This window comes from Streptomyces sp. NPDC031340 (assembly GCF_055569945.1).
Genome location: NZ_JBVIIE010000009.1, coordinates 170,799 through 191,221, shown reverse-complemented (window position 1 = coordinate 191,221; position 20,423 = coordinate 170,799). Strand labels below are relative to the sequence as shown.

The following is a 20,423-nucleotide window of genomic DNA, read 5'->3' as shown; positions in this document are numbered from 1 at the left end:
GACCAGCCGCCATCCGGGCGACAATCTGAAGCGGGCTGGGCAGACACTCCTCGTGTCTGCCCAGCCCCCTTCATCGTGACCTGGGCCTGACCGCCGTCCCTGTCCCAGAAGCCCGCTCGAAGTCGTGGCAGCCGCTTGTCTCTTCGCGCAGCCTCCGGCGCCGGGCCATGAATTCTTCGGATTCGGCGCGCATTCGCTGCTGCATTCGCCACCTAGCCTCTTCCTGGTCGAACTCCTTGGCTTCGGGTACGGACAGGACCAGGGACTCGCACAGCTTGCACTTGCGCTTTCGATCTTCGCGGCGCTCGTTAGGCAATACCTGGCGTCGGGGCGGGGACAAAACCGTCAGGAGGCCGCGCCGCCCACTTGCCATTCCTCGCCTCAGCAAGGCTGGGATGCTCATGACGAACGCACAGAGGAACAGAAAAACCAGGGTGAGAAGCACCTCCGGACTGGACGACGTGGTCCCGCGCCGAGCGGGAGAAGCACCACAGGGATGCTCCTGCGCACCACAACGAGGAATCCACGGGTACTTATTAGCCCGGCCTTGTGGTGCGGATGTGGTGCGCACCCCGCCCATTGGTCCAGACAATAAAACTCGCGCTCTCAGCTTGGGAAGCTTGGGTCTTCTGGGTGCGACCACTGGACTGACCTGCGGAGAAGCGGCGTTGAACCCCTGGCCGTGCCTGTGATGAGTCTCCGCTGTTCCCCGTGGTTCCCTGCAGGATCTGGCACGCGAATGGCACGGGCTCTTCGCCCCGAACGTCCATGGCGAAACTGGGTCCCGGAGCGTCTGAGCCTCAGTCGACGACAGTCAGCCACGATGGCGGGTCAGCCGACCGCGCAGGCGCGCGTGTGCCTCGCTGTACCCCTGCCGACCTCAGCCATGTTGTCGGCCGTCGACCAGAGCAAGTCTCGACGGCGGACGCGATGGGTTGCACCTTGCGTGACGACCTCGCACTATTGAGTCTTGCGTGGCTGCAAATGTCACAAACCGTGTGGAACTGCTAGCGGGGCCAGTCATGCTGAGTGAGGCCGGGACGTTATTCCTGTGTGGAGGTAGTCAACTCCATCATTGCCTGATAGTAGGTCTCGCCGTCAATCTCGCCGTCCTGATACTGGCGCATCAGCTCGTCGACTTCGGCTTTGAGTTCTGCCCGGTCCATCTTTATCTCCCGATATGTTGGATTCGGCGGCGTCCTCAGTCAGACAACTCACCTTCGGCGTGGCCGCCCGGCTTGGTGGGGTTGCAGCTTAGAGGCGTGGACTCGGGGCTATGAGTCCATCTCGTCTTCGGCCTCGCACCAATGATCTCCGCCGTGCCCGGGCTCCAGGCGGCAGCGCACCCCTCCCAATTTGCGTCGGCCGTACGGGAAGTACAGGGCGTCGCACCAATTGTCCGAATCGGCCACGTGCTTTCCCTCCTCTCGCCGGCGTCTGATGGACGCCGTCATCCTGCTCGCCATCTGAAGATGGCTCACTGTAGCCATTTGCGTACGGTTGCTGCACCTTGTGCGGCGCGGGCGCCGGCCGGGCTGGAGCGGGGCGTAGACAGGAGCGGCCCGGCCGGGGGCCGGGCCGCGCGCGGTGAGCGCAAGCGAGCCGCCTTGAACCAGTAGAGAAAGTTGTAACTCAGTCGGTCGGCTGGGGCTTGAAGGCGTATGCGCAGGCTGGGAGTTCGGCGTCCTGCCGGTTCGCCAGGGGCAGGAAGATCACAGGCCGGATCGTCCATGTGATGCGGGTGTCGGAGTGCGTGACCGAGACGGTGCAGGGCTCTCCGCGTAGGAGGGCGTGGCGGGTTGCGATGCGGCCTTGGTAGAGCCATGCCCATGCCTCGTCCGACGCTTCGGGGTCGAGTGCCGGTGAGATGGCGCGGAGGGCGACCGCGACCCATCTGTCCGCTTGTGGTGGCGAGTAGGCGTCGAAGGGTGCTCGGAGTGCCGGTCCCTGGGCGGAGGCCAGGTCTTCGGTCCAGCACTCGCACCAGTAGCCGCGGGTGGGTGCGTTCATGTGGCCGCTCCCAGGGGGTAGATCACGAGCACGTAGCGGGTGCTGTCGTCGTAGAGGGTGAGCTGATATCCCGTGCCGCTGGCGAGGTAGGTGAGGGCGCGTTCGTGTTCCGCCTCGTCCGTCAGCCAGTGCAGTCCCGGCCGTGCGTACGCGGCTTCGAGCTGGTCTGTGATGTGGTGCGTGCGCTCTCGTAACCAGCGCAGGGCCAGGCGGGGGCTTGCCGCGTCGTGTGAGCCGAGTGGGATCGAGCGGGCATCGTCCAAGGTGTGTGCGGCGGCTCGGCACTGGTAGGGGAGTGGCTGGGTGCTCACGTCTGGCGCGTCGGCGTGGGTGGAGGTCAGCACGGGTGCCCTCCTGCCGGTTCCTTCGGTGCGGTGAACAGCTCGGCGGTGACGGTGTGGCCGGCCTGGCTGGTGTGAACGATGACCCGCTGGGCGAGTGCGCTGACCATGTCCAGGCCCCGGCCGTGTTCGGCGTCCTGGTCCTGGTGCTGGGTCTTGGGGGCTGTGCTGGTGCCGCCGTCGTCCGTGACCGACAGGGCGACCACCTGCGGGGAGATGGCAAGGGTCAGGTGGAAGCTGCCGTGGTCCCGGCCGCTGGCTGTGTGAAGGATCGCGTTCGCGCTCAGTTCGCTCACGATCAGTTCCGCGTCTTCCGCCAGAGGCGATCCGCGCAGGATGTCGCGTGTCCAGCGACGGGCCCGGCTCACCTCTTCCGGGAATCCTGGACAAGACAGTCCCCAGACCCGAATCTTGCTCGTATACTCGTGCATACAAGTTCCTTCGTGCTGATAGGCCGCCATGTGCAGCGGGTTCGGGCTAGACGAGTTTCACGCCGTCGTGGGCGCGGATGGCGGGCGGAGCCGCTGCGTCGAGTGCGTCCAGTACGCGGATCGCGTACGCCTCGTCGGCAAGCTCGGTGACCTCTTCGCGGGTGGCCCAGCGCAGGGCGCGGGTTTCGTCCCCGGAGGTGGGCGTGCCGTCGGCGGCCTCGCAGCGGAAGACCAGCGAGACGATCAGGCCCGTCATGTTCTTGTAGACGCCGGTGAGGGTCGCCGATGGTGCGATCTTGATGCCGGTCTCTTCGAGGACCTCGCGCTGGAGAGCTTCGGGGATGGTTTCCTCGCGCTCGAGGACGCCGCCCGGGGGCTCCCAGTGGCCGTTGTCGCGGCGCTTGATCAGCAGGGCCCGGCCCTGGTCGTCAACGATGACCCCGGCGACGCTCACGGAGTGCGGGCGATCAGTGCTCACGTTCCTCGGCCCTCTCGGCTGACTAGGCTCTCCACGGTAGCAACAACGACCAGCGGCTCGTCTAGACACCTAAAGGAGTACACATGTCCCCTCTCCCTTCCGGCTTCCTCGGCGCGCTCGATCCCACGAGCGACCGTGCCGTCTTCCGGCAGATCGCCGACCAACTGCGCGAGGCCATCGACCGCGGACGGTTCAAGGAGGGCGAGAAGCTGCCCTCGGAAGCGGAACTCGTCGAGCACTACGGGGTCTCCCGGATGACGGTCCGCAACTCCTTCTCCATCCTCCAGGGCGAGGGGCTCGTGCACGCCGAGCACGGCAAGGGCGTCTTCGTACGGCCCCGGCCCCCCGTGCGGCGACTCGCCTCCGACCGCTTCGCCCGCCGCCACAGGGAGCAGGGGAAGTCCGCGTTCATCGCGGAAGCCGACGCCGCCGGCAGCCACCCCACGGTCGACAGTCTGGAGGTGAAGGAGGAGAAGGCCAGCCAAGAGCTGTCGACGCGGCTGGGCTCCGTGCGGCGTGTGCTCGCCCGGCGGCGCCGTTACCTCCTCGACGGCCGCCCGGTCGAGTTCGCCACCTCCTATCTGCCGCTCGACATCGCCCGGGGCACGCCGATCGCGGAGCCGAACCCCGGGCCCGGCGGCATCTATGCCCGCCTGGAGGAGCTGGGGCATCACCTGGACCACTTCGAGGAGGAGATCAGGGCCCGGATGCCTTCCCCGGACGAGGTGCGGACGCTGCGGCTGGCTGCCGGTGTGCCTGTCATCCACCTGGTCCGGACCGCGTACGACACGGAGGGGCGGGCTGTGGAGGTGTGCGACACGGTGATGGCGGCCGACGCCTACGTCCTGTCGTACCAGCTTCCGGCGACCTGACCGCGTGAGCGGCGGTGGTGCGTGGGGGATCGCCTTCGACTCGTACACACCGACACGGTTACTCGTATAGACGAGTGGGCAAGTCGTATGGCAAGGTGTTCACGTGATCCCGGAAAGCGGGTTCGCAGTACGCATCATGTCTAGACGAGTAGATAGGAATGTGCCTTGCGCACCATCCGTGTGGAGACCTCGGCGGCCACGATCCTGCTGACCGAGGCTCCGGAACCCAAGGTCCGCGACCGGCAGACGGGCGAGATCGCCAAGGACGCCATGAGCGGTGAGGCGCTCATGACGGTCGGCGTCGTCTACATCGAGGACGGTGAGTCGTCGCTGATCAAGGTCACCGTGCCGGAGAGCGGGGTGTCGGAGGGGATCGCCCTCGGCTCGCCTGTCTCGCTGCCGGGGCTGGCCGCTCGCCCGTGGGAGAGCGTGTTCAACGGGCAGCAGCGGCACGGCATCGCCTACCGGGCCGCCGCCGTCACCCCGGCCGCGTTCCCGGCCGCCGTGGGGGCCTCGGCCTGATGACCGACCTGACGACACTCCTGGAGGTGGGTGGTCCCCTCGCCGCACTCGGTGGCGGGGCCGCCTACACCCGGGTCAAGCATCCGGCGGTCTACTGGTCCACGGTCGGTCTTCCGCTGTCCACCGCCCGGCTGCTCGGCTCGTACAGTTCGGTCATGGAGGCGTGCGGGCTGACCGTGGCGCCGTCCCGGCTGCGGGTCCTCGCGGTCAAGGCCACCACTCGCCGCGAGGTGCGGCCCGTGCCTCCGCGTCGGGGCATCATCCGGCCCACCTCGACCGGGTTACGGCTTCGGCTGCGGCTCGCTCCGGGCCAGGAGCCGGCCGACGTCGCCGCCTCGGCCGAACGGCTGCGCCACGCCTGGGGAGTCCACGCCGTCTACGTGACCACCGTCAAGCCCGGTGTGGTCGAGTTGCGGCTCGTCGGCTTCGACGTCCTGCGGCGCGTACGGATGCCCCGCAAGCTCGACGAGGGGCTGTTGACGGTGCCGGTGGCGCTGCGGGAGGACGCCATGCCGTTCGTACGCGACTACCGCACCGTTCCGCACCAACTCACCCTGGGCGCCACGCTGTCCGGCAAGTCCATGTACCTGCGGCACCTGATCACCGGACTCGCACGGCAACCGGTCGCCCTGGTCGGCATCGACTGCAAGCGCGGTGTGGAGCTGGCGCCGTTCGCCGCCCGGCTCTCCGCGCTGGCCACCGACCCGGAGCAGGCGGCCGAGCTGCTGCCCGTGCTCGTCAAGGAAATGGAGGACCGATACGACCTGATCAAAGCCCGGCAGGGCATCGCACCCGGCACCCCGGCCGAAGACATCACCTCCGACATCTGGGGCCTGCCCGAGAGCGAGCGGCCCACCCCGGTCGTCCTGTTCGTGGACGAGGTGGCCGAACTCTTCCTCGTCGCCACGAGGAAGGACGAGGAACGGCGCGACGAGATGGTCACCCAGCTCATCCGCCTCGCCCAGCTCGGCCGGGCCGCCGGTATCTACCTGGAGGTCTGCGGGCAGCGCTTCGGTGCCGAGCTGGGTAAAGGCGCCACGATGCTGCGGGCCCAGCTAACCGGCCGCGTCTGCCACCGCGTCAACGACGAGGCCTCGGCGAAGATGGCCCTCGGCGACATCGCGCCGGAAGCGGTCATGGCCGCCTGCGCCATCGCTCCCGAACGGCCGGGCCTGGCCGTGGCCGGGGACACCTCCGGCGGCTGGTCCCGCATCCGCACCCCCTACCTCTCCCTCGGCGACGCTGCCCGCGTCTGCCAGGAGTCGGCCCACCTGGCGCCCGACCTGCCCGCGCTCAAGCCCTTCCGGCCGCACGTTCCGGCGGGCCCCGTCGACGCCCCGGCGCCGCTCGTCCGGCCGCGCCCGGTGACCGACTGATTTCCCCTCTTTATCCGGTCGGCGTGACCGCCTCGCGCCACCTCCCTACCCCTGCCATGCCCGAATCCGAAAAGGAGCCGCAGCATGCGTGCCCACCTGGCCCGTGTCGACGCGGTACTCGTCCAAGCGCTCATCGCGGCGGCGCTGTCCTTCGCCCACCTGCACGACATCGCCTCGGCGGCCGGACAGGACGGGTGGAAAGCGTGGGCCTACCCGATCAGCGTCGACCTGCTGCTCGTCGCCGCCTGGCGCCGACTGCGATCTGGCGACGCGAGAGCGGCCGGGTGGTGCTGGTTCGTCATCGCCCTCGCCGCATCCCTCGGCGCCAACGTCGCCACCGCCGGCCTGCTCGACACGCAGCACGTCCCGGCCTGGCTCCGCATCCTCGTCGCCGGATGGCCCGCGGTCGCCTTCCTCGGCGGCACGCTCCTCGCCCACACCGCCCCAGCAGCCGTCGACAACGCCCCGGAACCTGCCGCTGACTCCGTCGACGTCCCGGACGACGTTGCCGAACCGACCACCCGACCCGAACCGGCGGCCCATCCGGCCATCGAGCCCCCGCCCGAACGCGCCGCCGTTCCCGTCCCGGCCGCCCTGGTCGAACACGCCCGCAAAGTCGCCGCCGAGCACCACACCCGCACCGGAACCCCCATCGACACCCCGACCCTCCGGGCTCGCCTCGGCGTCCCCGCACCGCTCGCCGACGCCATCGCCGCCCAACTCATCTGACCACGAAGGGAGACCATGCCTCTCTGCTGCAACACGGCCGCCGACTACCTCGAAGCGGCCCGCGAGATGGCCGCAAGTGGCCGGTCGACGCTCGCTCGACTCCTCGCCGAAGAGGCCGCCGACCGCACGCCAGACGCCAGTGAAGCCGCCCGGATCCTGAACGAGTTCCCCGGGCCCAGCCTGCGACAGGAGAACTGACCGTGCCCACACCCAAGCGCTTCCGCGATGTCACCCGCATAGGCCCCGTACAGGTCGGCACCGCCTACGACGGCCGGGGCCGCGAGAAGCACACCGCCGCCTGCACCGCCCCGCGCTGCGGCTTCTCCGCCGACTACGACAGCCGGGCCGCCGCCGAGCTGGCCGCCCGCACCCACCGCTGCCCCGTCCGCTGAAAGGACCCCGCACCCGTGAACGTCAGCCTGCCGCTCGTCTTCGTCCTCGGCCTCTTCGCCTGGGGAGCGGTCAAGTTTCTCGGCGTCCGTACCTGGGTGGTCGTCCTGGTCGCCCTCTTCGGCTTCCTGCTCTCGCACACCTTCCTCGCCCCGGCCATCGAGTCCGGCACGCGCTCGGGGACGGACGTCATAAACGGCTCACATACCTAGACGAGTAGATAGGAAGGGTCCCGCCGTGTTCCTGCCCAAGTACCCCGACAGCCCGACCCCGCCGCCTGCACACACCCACACTCCGGCCGATCCGGCGCCCGTGCAGCGTGCGCTGCCGTCCGTCTCGATCAGTACCGGAGCGGTCGTTGCCGTGATCACCGGTGGCGTGGTCCTGACCGCGCTCCTGGCCGCCGTCGCCGTCTCGGCCATCTCGGTGGCCGTCGCCGCCGTCGTCCTGCGCTCCCTGCTCCGCGAGCACCACCGCCGCTGAGCCTCACGCGCCACCACACCCGGGGCGGCCACGACACCGCCAAGCATCCGGCCGCCCCGGGCCCCTCACTCCCGACCCGAACAGCCAGAAGGAGTAAAGCCATCTTCGCCCGTCCCACCCCGCCCCCGCTGCCCGAACTGGCCAAGCTGGCCGCACACGGCACCCTGCCCGGTATCCTCCGGCAGCTCTCCGGCCTCGGCGGCTGCACCCACCCGATCCGCCTCGACGGCCACCGCACCGAGTACGGCGTCGACACGACCACCGGCGAGATCGGCCGCGTCCTCCAGCACCTCGACTCGGCCGACCTGCCCGCCGGTCAACTCCTCGTCCGCTGCAACAACCGCCGTACGACTCGCTGCCCGGCCTGCTCCGAGGCCTACCGCCGCGACACCTTCCACCTGATCACCGCGGGCCTGCGCGGCGGCAAGGGCACCCCCGAACACGTCGCCACGCACCCGCGCGTCTTCGCCACCTTCACCGCGCCCAGCTTCGGACCGGTCCACAACCGCCCCACGGGTCCGGCCGACACCGTCCGCCCCTGCCGCTGCGGCGTCCGCCACGACCAGGACGACGACGCACTCGGCACCCCGCTCGACCCGGACCGGTACGACTACGAAGCGGCCGTGCTGTGGAACGCGCACGCCGGTGCTCTGTGGCAGCGCTTCTCGACCTACCTGCGCCGGGAGGTCGCCAAGCGCGCCGGCCTGTCCCAGCGACGGTTCCGCCAGCACGCGCGCGTGTCGTTCGCCAAGGTCGCCGAGTACCAGAAGCGCGGCGCCGTCCACTTCCATGCCGTCATCCGCCTCGACGGCCCCGGGGGCGGAGACACTCCGCCCCCGCCCTGGGCCACCGCCGAGCTCCTGACGGACGCCATCCGTACTGCCACCGCCAAGGTCCGCGTGGACGGCCCGGTTGTCGACGGCCGCGCCCACACCTTCACCTTCGGCCGACAGCTCGACGTCCGCACGATCCGTTCGGTCGACTTCGACGGCGGCCAAGAGCTGACCGAACGGGCCGTTGCCGCCTACATCGCCAAGTACGCCACCAAGGGCGCCGAGACCGCCACGGGAGCTTTCGACCGGCCGCTGAAGTTCGCCGCCGAGCTCGCCCAGCTCGACATCAGCGACCACGCCCGCCGCCTCATCCGGACCGCCTGGGCCCTCGGCGCACGCAAGGACCTCGAACACCTCCGCCTGCGCGCTTGGGCCCACATGCTCGGCTTCCGCGGCCACTTCTCCACCAAGTCCCGCCGCTACTCCACCACCCTCGGCGCCCTCCGCGACGCCCGCGCCGAATGGCGCCGAGCCCAAGCCGCCGCAGCGAACGGCCCCGAACCCGACACGACGTACGTCCTCGCGCACTGGGTCTTCGCCGGAACCGGCCTGTCCGACACCGAAGCCTGGCTCGCCGCATCCCTCGAACCCGCCCCCGGAACGGAAGGAGAACCGACTCATGCGTGACGACGAGCTGTTGACGGTGCCGGACGTGATGGAGCGGCTGAAGGTCGGCCGGTCCACCGTCTACGACCTGATCCGGTCCCGTCGTCTGCCCTCGATCACCATCGGCCGGTGTCGCCGCATCCCGGCGCGGGCCGTCCGCGAGTACATCACCAACGAACTGGAGGCGGCGGCCTGATGGCCCAGCAGCGCAAGCGCAACCCCAACGGCGCCGGCACCATCACCAAGCGCAAGGACGGCCGCTATCAGTGCGCGGTCTACGTCCTCCAGCCGGACGGCACCCGCGCCCGCAAGTTCGCCTACGGCAAGAGCTGGGCCGAATGCGACGCCAAGCGCCGCGAACTGCTCGACAAGGCCGACCAGGGCGTGCCCGTACCGACCCGGTCGGCCAAGCTCGCCGAGTGGCTGCCGTACTGGTTGGACAACGTCATCAAGCCTCGGCGCAAGCTCAGCACGTACGACAAGTACGAGGCGCACGTCCGGCTCTACCTGGTGCCATTGCTCGGTGCCAAGCGGCTGGAATCCCTCGGCGTCGCCGACGTGCGCCGTTTCCTTGTCCGCCTGGAGAAGGAGGCGACCGCGGCCACGGCCAAGGAAGCTCACCGCGTCCTGCGTTCGGCGCTGTCCTCCGCGTGCCGCGAGGAACTGATCACGCGCAACGTCGCCAAGCTCGTCGAGCCTCCTCGCACCGACAACCGGGAGTTGAAGCCCTGGAGCCTGGACGAGACGCTCGACTTCCTGGCCGCCTCCCGCAAGGACCCGCTCTACGCGGCCTTCGTGCTGGCCATCGCCATGGGCCTGCGCCGGGGAGAGATCGTCGGCCTTCGCTGGTCGGACGTCGACCTCGACGGCCGCGTGCTGTACGTCCGCCAGCAGATCCAGCGCCGCCGCGGCGTCCTGTACGACGACGATCCCAAGAGCCGTCGCCGCCGTGCCGTCCCGTTGCCCGCGCTCTGCATCGCGCCCCTGCGCTGGCACCGGATGCGGCAGGCGGCGGCTCGGGCGAAAGCGGGGGAGACCTGGCGTGAGTCGGACTACGTCTTCACCACCCGGACCGGCCGCCCCGTCGAGCCGCGCAACCTCTACCGCTCCTTCACCCGCGTCGCGCAGTCGGCCAGCCTCCGCGTCATCCGGCTGCATGACGCCCGGCACGGCACCGCGACCCTCCTCACGGCGGCCGGAGTCGCGCCCCGCGTCGTGATGGAGATCCTGGGTCACTCTCAGATCAGCATCACCATGGACGTCTACACGCACGTCGTGCAGGACACGCAGCGCGAGGCCATGAGTCACATGGACCGGCTGCTGCGGAAGAGGCGGCCCGATCGTGGGTGACCGCACCCGTTGATGTCAAAAGTGGATGTCAAAGGCCCCGGACCATGATCGGTCCGGGGCCTTTTGGCTGGTGCCCCCGGCAGGATTCGAACCTGCGACACCCGCTTTAGGAGAGCGGTGCTCTATCCCCTGAGCTACGAAGGCGGACGTGGCCGTGAAGGTCACAGGCGTCAGCGTACCGGATTCGGTGTGGGCGGTGGGGGGTCAGGAGGGTGGGACGCGGGTGAAGCGGCCCGCGACCGAGAGGTCGTCCTCGATGCGGTCCGCCGTGCGGCGCAGCTCGGGGAGGACGTCCCGGACGCATTGCTCCACCGTGCGCCGGGCCGCGTGCATGGCGACGTTCACGGCGGCGACCGCGCGGCCCGTCCGGTCGCGCACCGGGACCGCGATCGAGCGCAGGCCCTCCTCCAACTCCTCGTCGGTCAGGGCGTAGCCCTGGGTCCGGACCTGGGTCAGGAGGCGGGCCAGGGTCTGCGGGTCCGTGACCGTGCGGGGGGTCAGCGGGCGCGGGGTTCCCAGGGTGTGGGGCGGCGGAGGCGCGTCCGCCAGCATCACGCGGCCCAGTGATGTCGCGTACGCGGGCAGCCGCGTGCCCACCGTGATGTTCACGCTCATCACGCGGGTCGTGGCGGCCCGGGCCGTGTACTGGATCTCTGGGCCGGATCCCGAGTCCGTCAGCACCGCCAGGGACGCCGACTCGTGGACCCGGGCCGACAGCTCCGCCAGGTGGGGGATCGCGATCTCGGGGAGTGTCGTGCGGGAGAGCGGGGGGAAGCCCAGGGAGAGGACCCGGGGAGTCAGGGTGAAGGTGCGCGGATCGTCGCCGGGCGTCACCAGGCCGAGGTGCTCGTAGGTGATCAGGGCCCGGCGGGCCGTCGCCCGCGCCAGGCTCGTCGCCTTCGCCACGTCCGTCAGGGTCAGTGCGGAGCGGCCCTCGCCGAACGCCGTCAGGACCGTCAGGCCCCGGGCCAGCGACTCCACGAATTCGCGGCCCAGCCGCTGCTTCGACGCGCCCGTCCAGGCCGCCAGGCCCGAGGGGGCGGGCGCGGGCTCGGGCGGGGGCGCGGTGCGCAGGTCGTCCTCCATCCGGGACACCGCCGCGCGCAGCCGCTCCAGCAGTGTGTCCCGCAGGTCCGCCGCCGTGTGCCGGCTGGTGTGGCTCACCACGTTCGCCACGCAGGCGATCCGGCCGGTGCGGGGATCGCGTACGGGTACGGAGACGGCGACCAGGCCCGGTTCGATCAACTGGTCGTCCAACGCCCAGCCGCACGACGCCGCCTGCGCCGTACGGTGCTCGAAGTCGGCGTCGGGCGAGGGGTGTTCGCGCGGGGGTACGGCCGGGAACGCGCGGTCGTGCGGGTCCGCCGCGCGGCGCGCGCGCCACCGCCGCCATTCCGCCTCCGTCCACTCCGTCGCGAACAGCGGTCCCGGCGCGGTGCGTTCGGCCGGCAGCAGGTCGCCGATGCGGAAGCTCAGCGACATCGCGCGGCGGCGGGTGGCCTGGTGGATGAAGCGGATGCCGTCGCGGTCGGCGACCGCCAGTGACACCGACTCGTCCAGTTCGTCGGCCAGCGCGTCGGCGTGTCCGCCCAGCAGCGCGGGCAGGCGCAGGGCGGCCAGGTAGGCGTTGCCCAGTTCCATCAGGCGGGGGGCCAGCACCGCGTCGCGGCCGTCCAGGCGGACGTAGCCCATGCGCCCCAGCGTCATGGTGATGCGGTCGACCGTGGAGCGGGCCAGGCCGGTGGCCCGTTCCAGGCCGCTCAGGCTCAGTGTGCCGCCCGCCTCCGTCAGCCGCTGCAGCACGGCGACTCCCCGGATCAGCGGCGCCACCGCCTCGGCCGGGACGGCCGGGGGGAGCGGACCGGCCGGTGCGGGGGAGGCGTCGGCGGGCGCGCGGGGGGTGTCGGCGGAGTCGGCGGGGTCAGCGGTGTTCATCGCGGCATCGGGGGTGCGTGGGGCGGCGTCGCCCGCGGCGGGTTCGCGTGCGGCGGGGCGACGTGCGGCGGGCTCGCCGGCAGCGGGGGCGCGGGCATCGGGTTCGGGGTTTCGGGTTTCGGTTTCTGGGACGTCGGTTTCTGGTGCGTCGGTCGGCACGCCTACCGTAATGCGCGCGTCCGCTGCCGCTGAGCCGGGGCGATCGATGCGGCGGCTCCCCGCCCTGCCCGGCCGGTCACCCCCGCGTCACCGCCACCCGGTAGTCCCCCTCCCCGTTCCTGCTCATCACCGCGATCCGGATGTCTCCGTCCGGGGCGCGGAACTCCTCGCCCGGCGTGAAGGGAGCGTCGGAGAGTTCCGCGTGGACGTTGGGGGCGCGGGTGCAGCCGCCGCTGTCGGGCTGGGCGTCGTAGACCGTCACCGGGCCCATGCCGGTGTCCACTCCGGCGTCGACCCGGTAGATGAGTACGCCCGGCCGGCACACGGCCTCGTCGTTGCCCTCGCGGGTGCGCACTTCGACGGCGTAGCCACGGCGGCCGTCGATGGGTACGAAGATCAGCTTCGGGCCGCCGGCGCGGGCGAGTGGCGTCAGCGTGTACCGCACGGTGCCGCGGGTCGCCGCGCAGGTCACCTGGCCGGGGTCCAGCCAGCCCAGTTTCCACTTGTGCCAGCCGAGCGTGTCGTTGTTGGCCCCCCAGTCCTCGCTCATGATGTCCCAGTGCCCGACGGCGCCCCCGCCCTCCTGGGTGTAGAGGTCGGGCAGGCCGAAGACGTGGCCGTTCTCGTGCGGCAGGACGCGGTAGCCGTTGCGCGAGTAGGAGCCGGAGTCGTCGTCCTGGCGGGAGTAGACGAAGGAGGCGTTGGCCACGGGGACGCCGTCGGCGATGGGGGCGTCCTTGTTGCCGGCAAAGGTGACCGACAGGACCGTGTCCAGGGCGGACGGGCCGGCGTTCGGGGTGATCAGGACGTTCAGGAAGTCGTAGGAGCGGAAGTCGACCTGCGGATCGGCCGCGGTGACGATGTCCTGGACCAGCTCGCGGTAACCGGGGTCGAAGGGGGCGCCGCGCTCTATGCCGTACGACCGGAAGCGCTTCGGCATGCGCAGCCAGTGCGGGATGGGCGTCTCCGGGCGGTAGACGAGCCGTCCGTAGGAGGCGGTGCGGAACCACTCCCGGGTCTGCGGGAAGAACTCGCGATAGCGGGCGAGGGCGTCACCCTTTCCGTGCGCGTCGGGGAAGTCGATCATCAGGTTCAGCGCCCGTACGGTGCCGGTCGAGCGTGAGTAGCCGGTGCCGGTCGGTACGCCCTCCGACATCTGGACGGTGCGGCTGCCGCTGATCAGGCAGGGGCTGAGCGCGGAGCCGCGGGCCAGGGAGACCGGGCCGGCCCCGGACGTGGTGGAGCGGGACATGAGGTCGCCCGTGCCGGCCGAGGTGGCGACCGTCAGGGTCAGCGCGGTCACGGCCGTGAAGGCGGCTGCACGGCGCGGGCGTATCCGGCGGCGGAGCGGGGCCTGGGGGCGGGGGCGCTCATGCTGCATGCACGGGTCCTTCGTCCACGGCAGCCGCCGGTCACCGACTGCTCCTCTCTGATCACCCTGTGTCGGGCGATGTGCGAACGCGCGTTGGAGGGGCCCGAACGTGGGTTTTGGTGTGGCTCAGGTCACACGAAATCTTCTTCCGGGCGGGAAATAACCGGGGATCGTTTCCCCGTTTAGACGTGTGTCCGATCGAAACGGGGACTCGGTCCCCGGATCGCGCAGTACCGCAGTACCCGCAGTAACCGCAGTGCTCGTAGAACTCGTAATACTCGTAGTACTCGCAGTCACCCGATCGAGCTGAGGAGTCCGCCGTGCAGGCCATGACGACCGCGACCCGCGTGCAGCGGAAGGCGAGCCGGCCGCGTGCCGACGCCCTGCGCAACCGCGAGCGGATCGTCACCGCCGCCCGGGAGATGTTCACCGAGCACGGTCCGGACGTGCCGCTGGACGACATCGCCCGCCGGGCCGGCGTCGGCAACGCCACGGTGTACCGCAACTTCCCCGACCGCGACGCGCTCGTCCGTGAGGTCGTCTGCTCCGTGCTGGACCGGACGTCCGAGGTGGGCGAGCAGGCGCTGGCGGAGACCGGGGACGCCTTCGAGGCGCTGGAGCGCTTCGTGCACGCCGCTGCCGACGAACGGATCAGCGCGCTGTGCCCGATGGTGGCCGCCGCCTTCGACGAGAACCATCCCGATCTGGAAGCGGCGCGCGAGCGCTGCGAGCAGATCATCGCGAGCGTGATGGAGCGGGCCAGGAAGGCCGGCCAGCTCCGCCCCGACGTCGGCGTCGGTGACCTGATGGTCGCCGTTGCCCAGCTCAGCCGGCCGCCGGCCGGGACCGACTGTCTCAGCGTCGACCGCTTCGTCCACCGTCATCTGCAGCTGTTCCTGGACGGACTGCGGGCCCCGGCCCGTTCTGTCCTGCAGGGGGCGACGGCCACCATGGAGGATCTGCGCCGGCACTGACCGATGAGTTCAGCACTGAACGCACCGAACGCGCGCTGAGCGCCTGAGCGCCGGTCACCAGACCGAGAAGCGCCTCGCCGGCCGTCGCCGTGGACGAGCCGTGGGCGAGTCGTTCCCTCACCACGCCCTCGACACCCTCGCCCTCAGGCGCTCTCAGACGCCCTCACGACACCTTTTCCGGGCAACGACAGCTTGCCTCCGTAACGACATCTGCCACGACGTCCCGTTCTCACGTCCGTCGAAGTCCCGAAGTCCCGAAGTCCCGAATTCACGAAGTCCCGAAGTGGGTACCTCCATGTCTGAAACAGTCCGGAGCGCTCCCGGCGCTCTCCCGAAGTCCCTCGATGCCAACCGCTGGAAGGCGCTCGTCTTCATCGCGCTCGCCCAGCTGATGGTCGTGCTCGACGCGACCATCGTGAACATCGCGCTGCCCTCCGCACAGCAGGACCTGGGCATATCCGACGGCAGCAAGCAGTGGGTCATCACGGCCTACGCCCTCGCGTTCGGCGGGCTGCTGCTCTTCGGCGGCCGGATCGCCGACCTGTGGGGCCGCAAGCGGGCCTTCGTCATCGGCCTGATCGGCTTCGCCGGCGCCTCCGCGTTCGGCGGTGCCGCCACCACCGGCGCGATGATGTTCGGTGCCCGCGCGCTGCAGGGCGTGTTCGGCGCGATGCTCGCGCCCGCCGCGCTGTCCCTGCTCGCCGTCATGTTCACGGACGCCAAGGAGCGCGCCAAGGCGTTCGGCATCTACGGCGCGATCGCCGGTGGCGGCGGCGCCGTCGGCTTCATCCTCGGCGGCGTGCTCACCGAATACCTGGACTGGCGCTGGACGTTCTTCGTCAACATCCCGTTCGCCATCGTCGCCGCGCTCGGCGCGTACTTCGTCATCCGTGAGCCGGAGGGGAGCCGCAACCGCAACCCGCTCGACATCCCCGGCGTCCTGCTGTCCACCCTCGGCCTGGTCTCGCTCGTCTACGGCTTCACCCGCGCCGAGTCCGACGGCTGGGGCGACTCCCTGACCGTCGGCCTGTTCGTCGCGTCCGCGCTGCTCCTGCTGGCCTTCGTCGTCACCGAGGCCAAGGTCAAGGCCCCGCTGCTGCCGCTGCGGGTGGTGACCGACCGCAACCGCGGCGGCATCTACCTCTCGCTCGGCATCGCCATCATCGCGATGTTCGGCACGTTCCTCTTCCTGACCTACTACCTCCAGGTCATCAAGGGCTTCTCGCCGATCGAGACGGGCTTTGCCTTCCTGCCGATGGTCGCGGGCATGATGATCGGCTCCACCCAGATCGGCACCCGCCTGATGACCCGGGTCCCGGCCCGGGCGCTGATGGGCCCCGGCTTCCTGGTCGCCGCGACCGGCATGCTCCTGATGACGCAGCTGGAGATCGGCTCGGCGTACGCCTCGACGATCCTGCCGGCGATGGTGCTGCTGGGCCTCGGCATGGGTACGGCGTTCATGCCGGCCATGTCCCTGGCCACCCTGGGGGTCGAACCCCGGGACGCCGGTGTCGCCTCCGCGATGGTCAACACCTCGCAGCAGGTGGGCGGCGCGATCGGCACGGCCCTGCTGAACACGATCGCCGCGTCCGCGACGACCGCGTACATCAAGGACCACATCGCGAGCGCGACCTCCAAGCCGCAGGCGCAGCTGGTCCAGATGCAGGGCGCGGTGCACGGCTACACCAACGCCATCTGGTTCGCCGTCGGCATGCTGGTGCTCGCCGCGGTGATCGTGGTGACCCTCGTCAACGCCGGCCGTCCCGGTGGCACCACGGTGGCCGCGGCCGCGGAGGACGTCGAGGACCAGGTGGCCGTCCCGGTGGTCGTCCACTGACGGTCACGGTGGCCGTCCACGGATGGCTCCGGTGGTCGTCCACCGACGGTTCGGTGACGGTTCCGGTGGTCGTCCACTGAGGGCGGCCGTCCGGTCGTACCCCTTCGGTACCACCCGTGCGGAACGAGGAAGGGGACGCCTCGTACGCACGGGCCCCGGGACCTGCCCGGCTCGCCGAGTGAACGGCTCAGCGCAGCCAGGGCAGGTCCGCGCCCGCTTCGTCGGGCTGGAGTCCCTCGGCGACGATCTGCATGATCTCGCCGAGGGACTTCTGCTGTTCCGGGGTGAGCCGCTCGAACACCGCCTGCCGCACGGCCGCCACATGGCCCGGCGCGGTGCGCCGCATCACCTCGTGGCCCTGGTCCGTCAGCACCGCGAACTGGCCCCGCTTGTCGGAGGGGCAGTCCTCGCGCCGTACCCAGCCGTTCTTCTCCAGGCGGGCGACCGCGTGGGACAGGCGGGAACGGGTGATCTTGGCCTGCATGGCCAGCTCCGTCATCCGCAGCCGGCCGTCCGGGGATTCGGCGAGGCCGACGAGGAGGCCGTAGTAGATGTGCGGCATGCCCGCGTCCCGCTGGAGCTGGCGGTCGAGGTGGTCCTCCAGGAGCGTGGTGGCGTGCAGGTAGGAGCGCCAGACGCACTGTTCGTCGTCGGTGAGCCAGCGGTGCTCGCGGGACTGGGGGGACGCAAGGGACTCATGGGCCTTGGTGGGCTCGCTGGTCCCGGTGGGCTCGTCGGCGGGTGCGGGAGCGTTCATGTGCTCCACTGTACGAGCATCTCCTTGAATCTTAAACAAATGCGGCGTAGGCTGGCCGAAGACATTGAGAGTTAAAGTAATCGCAGGGAGTCGCCGCCATGTCCGCCGCCATCCAGGAGCGCACGCCGGAGCGCATGCCCGCCCTCTACCTCAGCCACGGCGCCCCGCCGCTCGCGGACGACCCGGTCTGGCCCGGCGAACTCGCCGCCTGGTCCGCCTCCCTGCCGCGCCCCAAGGCGATCCTCATGGTCTCCGCCCACTGGGAGGAGGCCCCGCTCGCCCTCGGCGCCACCGAGACGGTCCCGCTCGTCTACGACTTCTGGGGCTTCCCCGAGCACTACTACCGGGTCCGCTACGAGGCTCCCGGCGCCCCCGAACTCGCCGCGTCCGTCCGTGCGTTGCTGCGCGCGCCCGGCATGCCCGTGCAGGACATCCCGGACCGCGGCCTCGACCACGGCGCTTACGTGCCGCTGGTCGAGATGTTCCCGGCCGCCGACATCCCGGTCCTGCAGGTCTCCATGCCGACTCTGGACCCGGTGAAGCTGATGGAGATCGGCCGCCGACTGGCCCCGCTGCGCGACGAGGGCGTGCTGATCGTCGGCTCCGGCTTCTTCACCCACAACCTGGCGGCGCTGCGGCACACCGGCGCGGGAGTGCCGGCCTGGTCGGCCGAGTTCGACGACTGGGGCCACCGCATGCTGGAGACGGGTGACGTGGACGCGCTGCTCGACTTCCTGCGCAAGTCCCCGGCCGGCCGCCTCGCCCACCCGCGCACCGAGCACTTCGCCCCGCTGTTCGTGACGATGGGCGCCGCCGACGCGACCGGCGAGCTGGACGGGCAGAAGTCGGTGATCGAGGGGTTCTGGATGGGGCTGGCCAAGCGGTCGGTGCAGTTCGGCTGACGCCCCGGGTGACCGCGGCTCCTGCCTGACCGGGGGCCGCGGCTCGTTCTGCGGCTCTTTCGAGGGTTTCTTCCGCGGATCCTTCGGCGGTTCCTTCCGCAGTTCCTTCCGTGGTTCCCGCTACAGCTCCTTCTCGTACCAGGCGACGTCCCAGTAGCGGCCGAACTTGCGGCCCACTTCCCGGTACGTGCCGAGGTGGCGGAACCCGAAGCGCTCGTGCAGCCGGGTGGACGCCTCGTTGGGCTGGGCGATGCCGGCGTAGGCGCGGTGCAGGTCCTCGCCCGCCAGGGCCTCGAAGAGGGCCTGGTACAGCAGCGTGCCGATGCCCCGGCGGCCCGCGTGCGGGGCCACGTAGACCGTCGTCTCGACGGAGGTCGCGTACGCGGGTTTGGCGCGGAAGGGGCTGGATGTGGCGTAGCCCAGAATCTCCTGTGTATCCGCGTCCGCGGCAACCATCAGGCGGTGCGGTCCGTCTTCGGGGTGGGAGAGCAACCAGGGGCGTCGCTCCAGAGGAGTGAAGACGGCGGTGTCGAATGTGATGGGCGTCTCACGTACGTAGTGGTTGTAGATGTCGGTGAGGGCCTCGAGGTCCTTCTCGGCACCCGGCCTGACCTGCACCTCCGCGCGCTCTGACGGCACCGCGCCTCCTCCCGGCGCGGCACAGGGTACTGCATGATCAGAAAAATCGGGGGGCGGGTTGGGAATTCTGTCCGGATTCCAGTCGTTGTGCCCATCAGATGCCGGGCACCCGAGGAAAGTGCCGGACGTACTCGAAGGCGAGTACCAGGCATCTGCAGGAAACACCCGCCAGCCCTCCCCGCTCTCGGCTTCGGCCGGGCGGGGGACCCGCAACGCAAAGGGAGCACGCATGGCAACCCGTGCCGTCGCCCGTCGTCAGTCCGCCTCCGGCAGGACCGTCGACAAGGCCAGCAGTGTTCGCGCACACGGCGGCGAGATCGCGGACCGCGACCTGGTCGGCATGTACCTCGACGAGATCGCGCGCACGCCGCTGCTCGACGCCGCCAAGGAAGTCGAGTTGTCGCAGATCATCGAGGCGGGTGTCTTCGCGCAGCAGGTACTCGACGGATACGAGGAATCCAAGGCCGACGCGACCCGTGAGGAGCTGGCGGCCCTGGTCGCCCAGGGCGAGCGCGCCAAGGACATCTTCATCCGCTCCAACCTGCGCCTGGTCGTGGCCGTGGCCCGCCGCTACCCGCGCAGTGGCCTGCCCCTGCTCGACCTGATCCAGGAGGGCAACGCCGGCCTGGTGCGTGCGGTGGAGAAGTTCGACTACCGCAAGGGCTTCAAGTTCTCGACGTACGCGACGTGGTGGATCCGCCAGGCCATCACCCGTTCGATAGCCGATCAGTCCCGCACCATCCGTCTGCCCGTCCACCTCGTGGAGGAACTGGGCCGCATCCGCCGCGTGCAGCGCGAGTTCAACCGTGAGCACGGCCGGGACCCGGAGCCCGCCGAGATCGCCGCCGAGCTCGGCTCCAACCCGGAGCGCGTCATCGACGTGCTCGACTGGGCCCGCGACCCGGTGTCGCTGAACATGTCGGTGGACGACGAGGGCGAGACCCAGTTCGGCGACCTGCTCGAGGACACCTCGGCGGTCTCCCCGGAGCAGTCGGTCCTCACCCTGCTGCGCAGCGAGGAGCTCGACCACCTCATCGGCCGCCTCGACCCGCGCACGGCTTCCATCATCAAGATGCGGTACGGCATCGAGGACGGCCGCGAGCGCACGCTGACGGAGGTCGGCAAGGAGCACGGCCTGACGCGCGAGCGCATCCGCCAGATCGAGAAGCACGCCCTGCTGGAGCTGAAGAAGCTGGCCCGCGACACCGGCTTCGAAGCGGTGGCCTAGCGGCCCAGCGGCCTGGCGGTTGCCGGCGGCGGGCTGTGGTCGGCTGGTTGATCGGGGCTGCCCCCGCTGTCCCCGGTGTGGTGCCGGCGCGGCTTCGGGGCGCGGTGCCGGCGCGGTTCGGGGCTGGGTGCGCCGGACGGTCGAACGGCGTGCGGCAGGCCGTGCCGCGTACGCCGGGTGGCGAAAGACCGCGCAAACA

The 20,423-nt window shown here is 70.4% G+C and carries 24 protein-coding genes and 1 tRNA gene; 15 read left to right on the top strand and 10 right to left on the bottom strand.

Features of this window, described 5'->3' with window-relative positions; translation table 11 throughout:
- Positions 1-1,043: 1,043 nt before the first annotated feature.
- The 5 genes from ACZ5GT_RS09420 to ACZ5GT_RS09400 form a co-directional block, all read right to left on the bottom strand.
- A complete protein-coding gene (locus ACZ5GT_RS09420; protein WP_400042489.1) occupies positions 1,044-1,166 on the bottom strand; it encodes a hypothetical protein in 123 nt (40 codons plus the stop codon).
- 466 nt (positions 1,167-1,632) lie between these two features.
- A complete protein-coding gene (locus tag ACZ5GT_RS09415; protein WP_469017685.1) occupies positions 1,633-2,010 on the bottom strand; it encodes a hypothetical protein in 378 nt (125 codons plus the stop codon).
- Positions 2,007-2,321, bottom strand: a complete 315-nt coding sequence (locus tag ACZ5GT_RS09410) for a hypothetical protein (RefSeq protein ID WP_469017677.1) — start codon at positions 2,319-2,321, stop codon at positions 2,007-2,009. Before ACZ5GT_RS09410 ends, ACZ5GT_RS09415 begins: the two co-directional genes overlap by 4 nt.
- A gap of 26 nt (positions 2,322-2,347) precedes the next feature.
- Positions 2,348-2,782, bottom strand: a complete 435-nt coding sequence (locus ACZ5GT_RS09405) for an ATP-binding protein (RefSeq protein ID WP_469017670.1) — start codon at positions 2,780-2,782, stop codon at positions 2,348-2,350.
- A gap of 46 nt (positions 2,783-2,828) precedes the next feature.
- On the bottom strand, positions 2,829-3,236 hold the full coding sequence (locus ACZ5GT_RS09400) for an NUDIX hydrolase (protein ID WP_469017797.1): 408 nt from the start codon (positions 3,234-3,236) through the stop codon (positions 2,829-2,831).
- A 107-nt stretch (positions 3,237-3,343) separates the two neighbouring features.
- Here ACZ5GT_RS09400 and ACZ5GT_RS09395 point away from each other — a divergent pair, with 107 nt between their 5' ends.
- From ACZ5GT_RS09395 to ACZ5GT_RS09345, 11 genes are all read left to right on the top strand, one after another.
- The gene (locus ACZ5GT_RS09395; protein ID WP_360759613.1) at positions 3,344-4,132 is read left to right on the top strand and encodes a GntR family transcriptional regulator; all 789 of its coding nucleotides are present in this window, start codon (positions 3,344-3,346) and stop codon (positions 4,130-4,132) included.
- A gap of 165 nt (positions 4,133-4,297) precedes the next feature.
- On the top strand, positions 4,298-4,654 hold the full coding sequence (locus ACZ5GT_RS09390; protein WP_469017655.1) for an SCO3933 family regulatory protein: 357 nt from the start codon (positions 4,298-4,300) through the stop codon (positions 4,652-4,654).
- Positions 4,654-6,030, top strand: coding sequence for an FtsK/SpoIIIE domain-containing protein (locus ACZ5GT_RS09385; RefSeq protein WP_469017648.1), 1,377 nt, complete (start codon positions 4,654-4,656; stop codon positions 6,028-6,030). The genes ACZ5GT_RS09390 and ACZ5GT_RS09385 overlap by 1 nt, the downstream gene beginning before the upstream one ends.
- An 84-nt stretch (positions 6,031-6,114) precedes the next feature.
- Positions 6,115-6,759 carry a DUF2637 domain-containing protein gene (locus ACZ5GT_RS09380; protein ID WP_469017644.1) on the top strand — a complete coding sequence of 215 codons (645 nt, stop codon included), beginning with the start codon at positions 6,115-6,117 and terminating at the stop codon, positions 6,757-6,759.
- A gap of 15 nt (positions 6,760-6,774) precedes the next feature.
- The gene (locus tag ACZ5GT_RS09375; RefSeq protein WP_469017641.1) at positions 6,775-6,957 is read left to right on the top strand and encodes a hypothetical protein; all 183 of its coding nucleotides are present in this window, start codon (positions 6,775-6,777) and stop codon (positions 6,955-6,957) included.
- A 2-nt stretch (positions 6,958-6,959) separates the two neighbouring features.
- Positions 6,960-7,151, top strand: coding sequence for a mobile element transfer protein (locus ACZ5GT_RS09370; RefSeq protein WP_469017638.1), 192 nt, complete (start codon positions 6,960-6,962; stop codon positions 7,149-7,151).
- Positions 7,152-7,166: 15 nt separating this feature from the next.
- Positions 7,167-7,361 (top strand): hypothetical protein, encoded by a 195-nt coding sequence (locus tag ACZ5GT_RS09365; protein WP_360759629.1) that lies wholly within the window; start codon positions 7,167-7,169, stop codon positions 7,359-7,361.
- A gap of 25 nt (positions 7,362-7,386) precedes the next feature.
- Positions 7,387-7,632, top strand: coding sequence for a SpdD protein (locus ACZ5GT_RS09360; RefSeq protein WP_469017634.1), 246 nt, complete (start codon positions 7,387-7,389; stop codon positions 7,630-7,632).
- A 128-nt stretch (positions 7,633-7,760) separates the two neighbouring features.
- Entirely contained in the window at positions 7,761-9,092 is a 1,332-nt protein-coding gene (locus ACZ5GT_RS09355) for a replication initiator (protein WP_469017791.1), read from the top strand.
- Entirely contained in the window at positions 9,085-9,267 is a 183-nt protein-coding gene (locus tag ACZ5GT_RS09350; protein WP_030642747.1) for a helix-turn-helix domain-containing protein, read from the top strand. The genes ACZ5GT_RS09355 and ACZ5GT_RS09350 overlap by 8 nt, the downstream gene beginning before the upstream one ends.
- On the top strand, positions 9,267-10,421 hold the full coding sequence (locus ACZ5GT_RS09345; protein WP_382222887.1) for a tyrosine-type recombinase/integrase: 1,155 nt from the start codon (positions 9,267-9,269) through the stop codon (positions 10,419-10,421). The genes ACZ5GT_RS09350 and ACZ5GT_RS09345 overlap by 1 nt, the downstream gene beginning before the upstream one ends.
- Positions 10,422-10,489: 68 nt before the next feature.
- Here the strand turns inward: ACZ5GT_RS09345 and ACZ5GT_RS09340 are convergent.
- The 3 genes from ACZ5GT_RS09340 to ACZ5GT_RS09330 all read right to left on the bottom strand — a co-directional run bounded on the left by ACZ5GT_RS09340 (position 10,490) and on the right by ACZ5GT_RS09330 (position 13,896).
- Positions 10,490-10,565: transfer RNA gene (locus ACZ5GT_RS09340), tRNA-Arg, on the bottom strand.
- A 60-nt stretch (positions 10,566-10,625) separates the two neighbouring features.
- Entirely contained in the window at positions 10,626-12,356 is a 1,731-nt protein-coding gene (locus ACZ5GT_RS09335) for an IclR family transcriptional regulator domain-containing protein (RefSeq protein ID WP_469017629.1), read from the bottom strand.
- 235 nt (positions 12,357-12,591) lie between these two features.
- Positions 12,592-13,896 carry a M6 family metalloprotease domain-containing protein gene (locus tag ACZ5GT_RS09330; RefSeq protein WP_469017625.1) on the bottom strand — a complete coding sequence of 435 codons (1,305 nt, stop codon included), beginning with the start codon at positions 13,894-13,896 and terminating at the stop codon, positions 12,592-12,594.
- 320 nt (positions 13,897-14,216) lie between these two features.
- Here ACZ5GT_RS09330 and ACZ5GT_RS09325 point away from each other — a divergent pair, with 320 nt between their 5' ends.
- Positions 14,217-14,861, top strand: a complete 645-nt coding sequence (locus ACZ5GT_RS09325; protein WP_469017788.1) for a TetR/AcrR family transcriptional regulator — start codon at positions 14,217-14,219, stop codon at positions 14,859-14,861.
- Positions 14,862-15,156: 295 nt separating this feature from the next.
- Positions 15,157-16,698, top strand: a complete 1,542-nt coding sequence (locus ACZ5GT_RS09320; protein WP_469017621.1) for an MFS transporter — start codon at positions 15,157-15,159, stop codon at positions 16,696-16,698.
- 187 nt (positions 16,699-16,885) lie between these two features.
- Here ACZ5GT_RS09320 and ACZ5GT_RS09315 read toward each other — a convergent pair whose 3' ends face one another.
- Positions 16,886-17,455, bottom strand: coding sequence for a MarR family winged helix-turn-helix transcriptional regulator (locus ACZ5GT_RS09315; protein WP_469017617.1), 570 nt, complete (start codon positions 17,453-17,455; stop codon positions 16,886-16,888).
- Positions 17,456-17,553: 98 nt separating this feature from the next.
- Between ACZ5GT_RS09315 and ACZ5GT_RS09310 the strand changes: the two genes are divergently transcribed.
- Positions 17,554-18,357, top strand: a complete 804-nt coding sequence (locus ACZ5GT_RS09310) for a dioxygenase family protein (protein WP_469017614.1) — start codon at positions 17,554-17,556, stop codon at positions 18,355-18,357.
- Between the two features lie 120 nt (positions 18,358-18,477).
- On the opposite strand, the gene ACZ5GT_RS09305 is transcribed toward ACZ5GT_RS09310, so the two are convergent.
- Positions 18,478-18,996, bottom strand: coding sequence for a GNAT family N-acetyltransferase (locus ACZ5GT_RS09305; RefSeq protein WP_469017611.1), 519 nt, complete (start codon positions 18,994-18,996; stop codon positions 18,478-18,480).
- Between the two features lie 229 nt (positions 18,997-19,225).
- On the opposite strand from ACZ5GT_RS09305, the gene ACZ5GT_RS09300 reads away from it, so the two are divergent.
- Positions 19,226-20,224, top strand: coding sequence for a sigma-70 family RNA polymerase sigma factor (locus tag ACZ5GT_RS09300; protein WP_469017608.1), 999 nt, complete (start codon positions 19,226-19,228; stop codon positions 20,222-20,224).
- The last annotated feature ends 199 nt before the right edge of the window (positions 20,225-20,423 follow it).

Coding starts and splice junctions, on each gene's coding strand:
- ACZ5GT_RS09420 (WP_400042489.1), bottom strand. CDS start 1,166: ATGGACCGGGCAGAACTCAAAGCCGAAGTCGACGAGCTGATGCGCCAG.
- ACZ5GT_RS09415 (WP_469017685.1), bottom strand. CDS start 2,010: ATGAACGCACCCACCCGCGGCTACTGGTGCGAGTGCTGGACCGAAGAC.
- ACZ5GT_RS09405 (WP_469017670.1), bottom strand. CDS start 2,782: ATGCACGAGTATACGAGCAAGATTCGGGTCTGGGGACTGTCTTGTCCA.
- ACZ5GT_RS09395 (WP_360759613.1), top strand. CDS start 3,344: ATGTCCCCTCTCCCTTCCGGCTTCCTCGGCGCGCTCGATCCCACGAGC.
- ACZ5GT_RS09385 (WP_469017648.1), top strand. CDS start 4,654: ATGACCGACCTGACGACACTCCTGGAGGTGGGTGGTCCCCTCGCCGCA.
- ACZ5GT_RS09380 (WP_469017644.1), top strand. CDS start 6,115: ATGCGTGCCCACCTGGCCCGTGTCGACGCGGTACTCGTCCAAGCGCTC.
- ACZ5GT_RS09375 (WP_469017641.1), top strand. CDS start 6,775: ATGCCTCTCTGCTGCAACACGGCCGCCGACTACCTCGAAGCGGCCCGC.
- ACZ5GT_RS09350 (WP_030642747.1), top strand. CDS start 9,085: ATGCGTGACGACGAGCTGTTGACGGTGCCGGACGTGATGGAGCGGCTG.
- ACZ5GT_RS09345 (WP_382222887.1), top strand. CDS start 9,267: ATGGCCCAGCAGCGCAAGCGCAACCCCAACGGCGCCGGCACCATCACC.
- ACZ5GT_RS09335 (WP_469017629.1), bottom strand. CDS start 12,356: ATGAACACCGCTGACCCCGCCGACTCCGCCGACACCCCCCGCGCGCCC.
- ACZ5GT_RS09330 (WP_469017625.1), bottom strand. CDS start 13,896: ATGCAGCATGAGCGCCCCCGCCCCCAGGCCCCGCTCCGCCGCCGGATA.
- ACZ5GT_RS09325 (WP_469017788.1), top strand. CDS start 14,217: ATGACGACCGCGACCCGCGTGCAGCGGAAGGCGAGCCGGCCGCGTGCC.
- ACZ5GT_RS09320 (WP_469017621.1), top strand. CDS start 15,157: ATGTCTGAAACAGTCCGGAGCGCTCCCGGCGCTCTCCCGAAGTCCCTC.
- ACZ5GT_RS09315 (WP_469017617.1), bottom strand. CDS start 17,455: ATGAACGCTCCCGCACCCGCCGACGAGCCCACCGGGACCAGCGAGCCC.
- ACZ5GT_RS09310 (WP_469017614.1), top strand. CDS start 17,554: ATGTCCGCCGCCATCCAGGAGCGCACGCCGGAGCGCATGCCCGCCCTC.
- ACZ5GT_RS09300 (WP_469017608.1), top strand. CDS start 19,226: ATGGCAACCCGTGCCGTCGCCCGTCGTCAGTCCGCCTCCGGCAGGACC.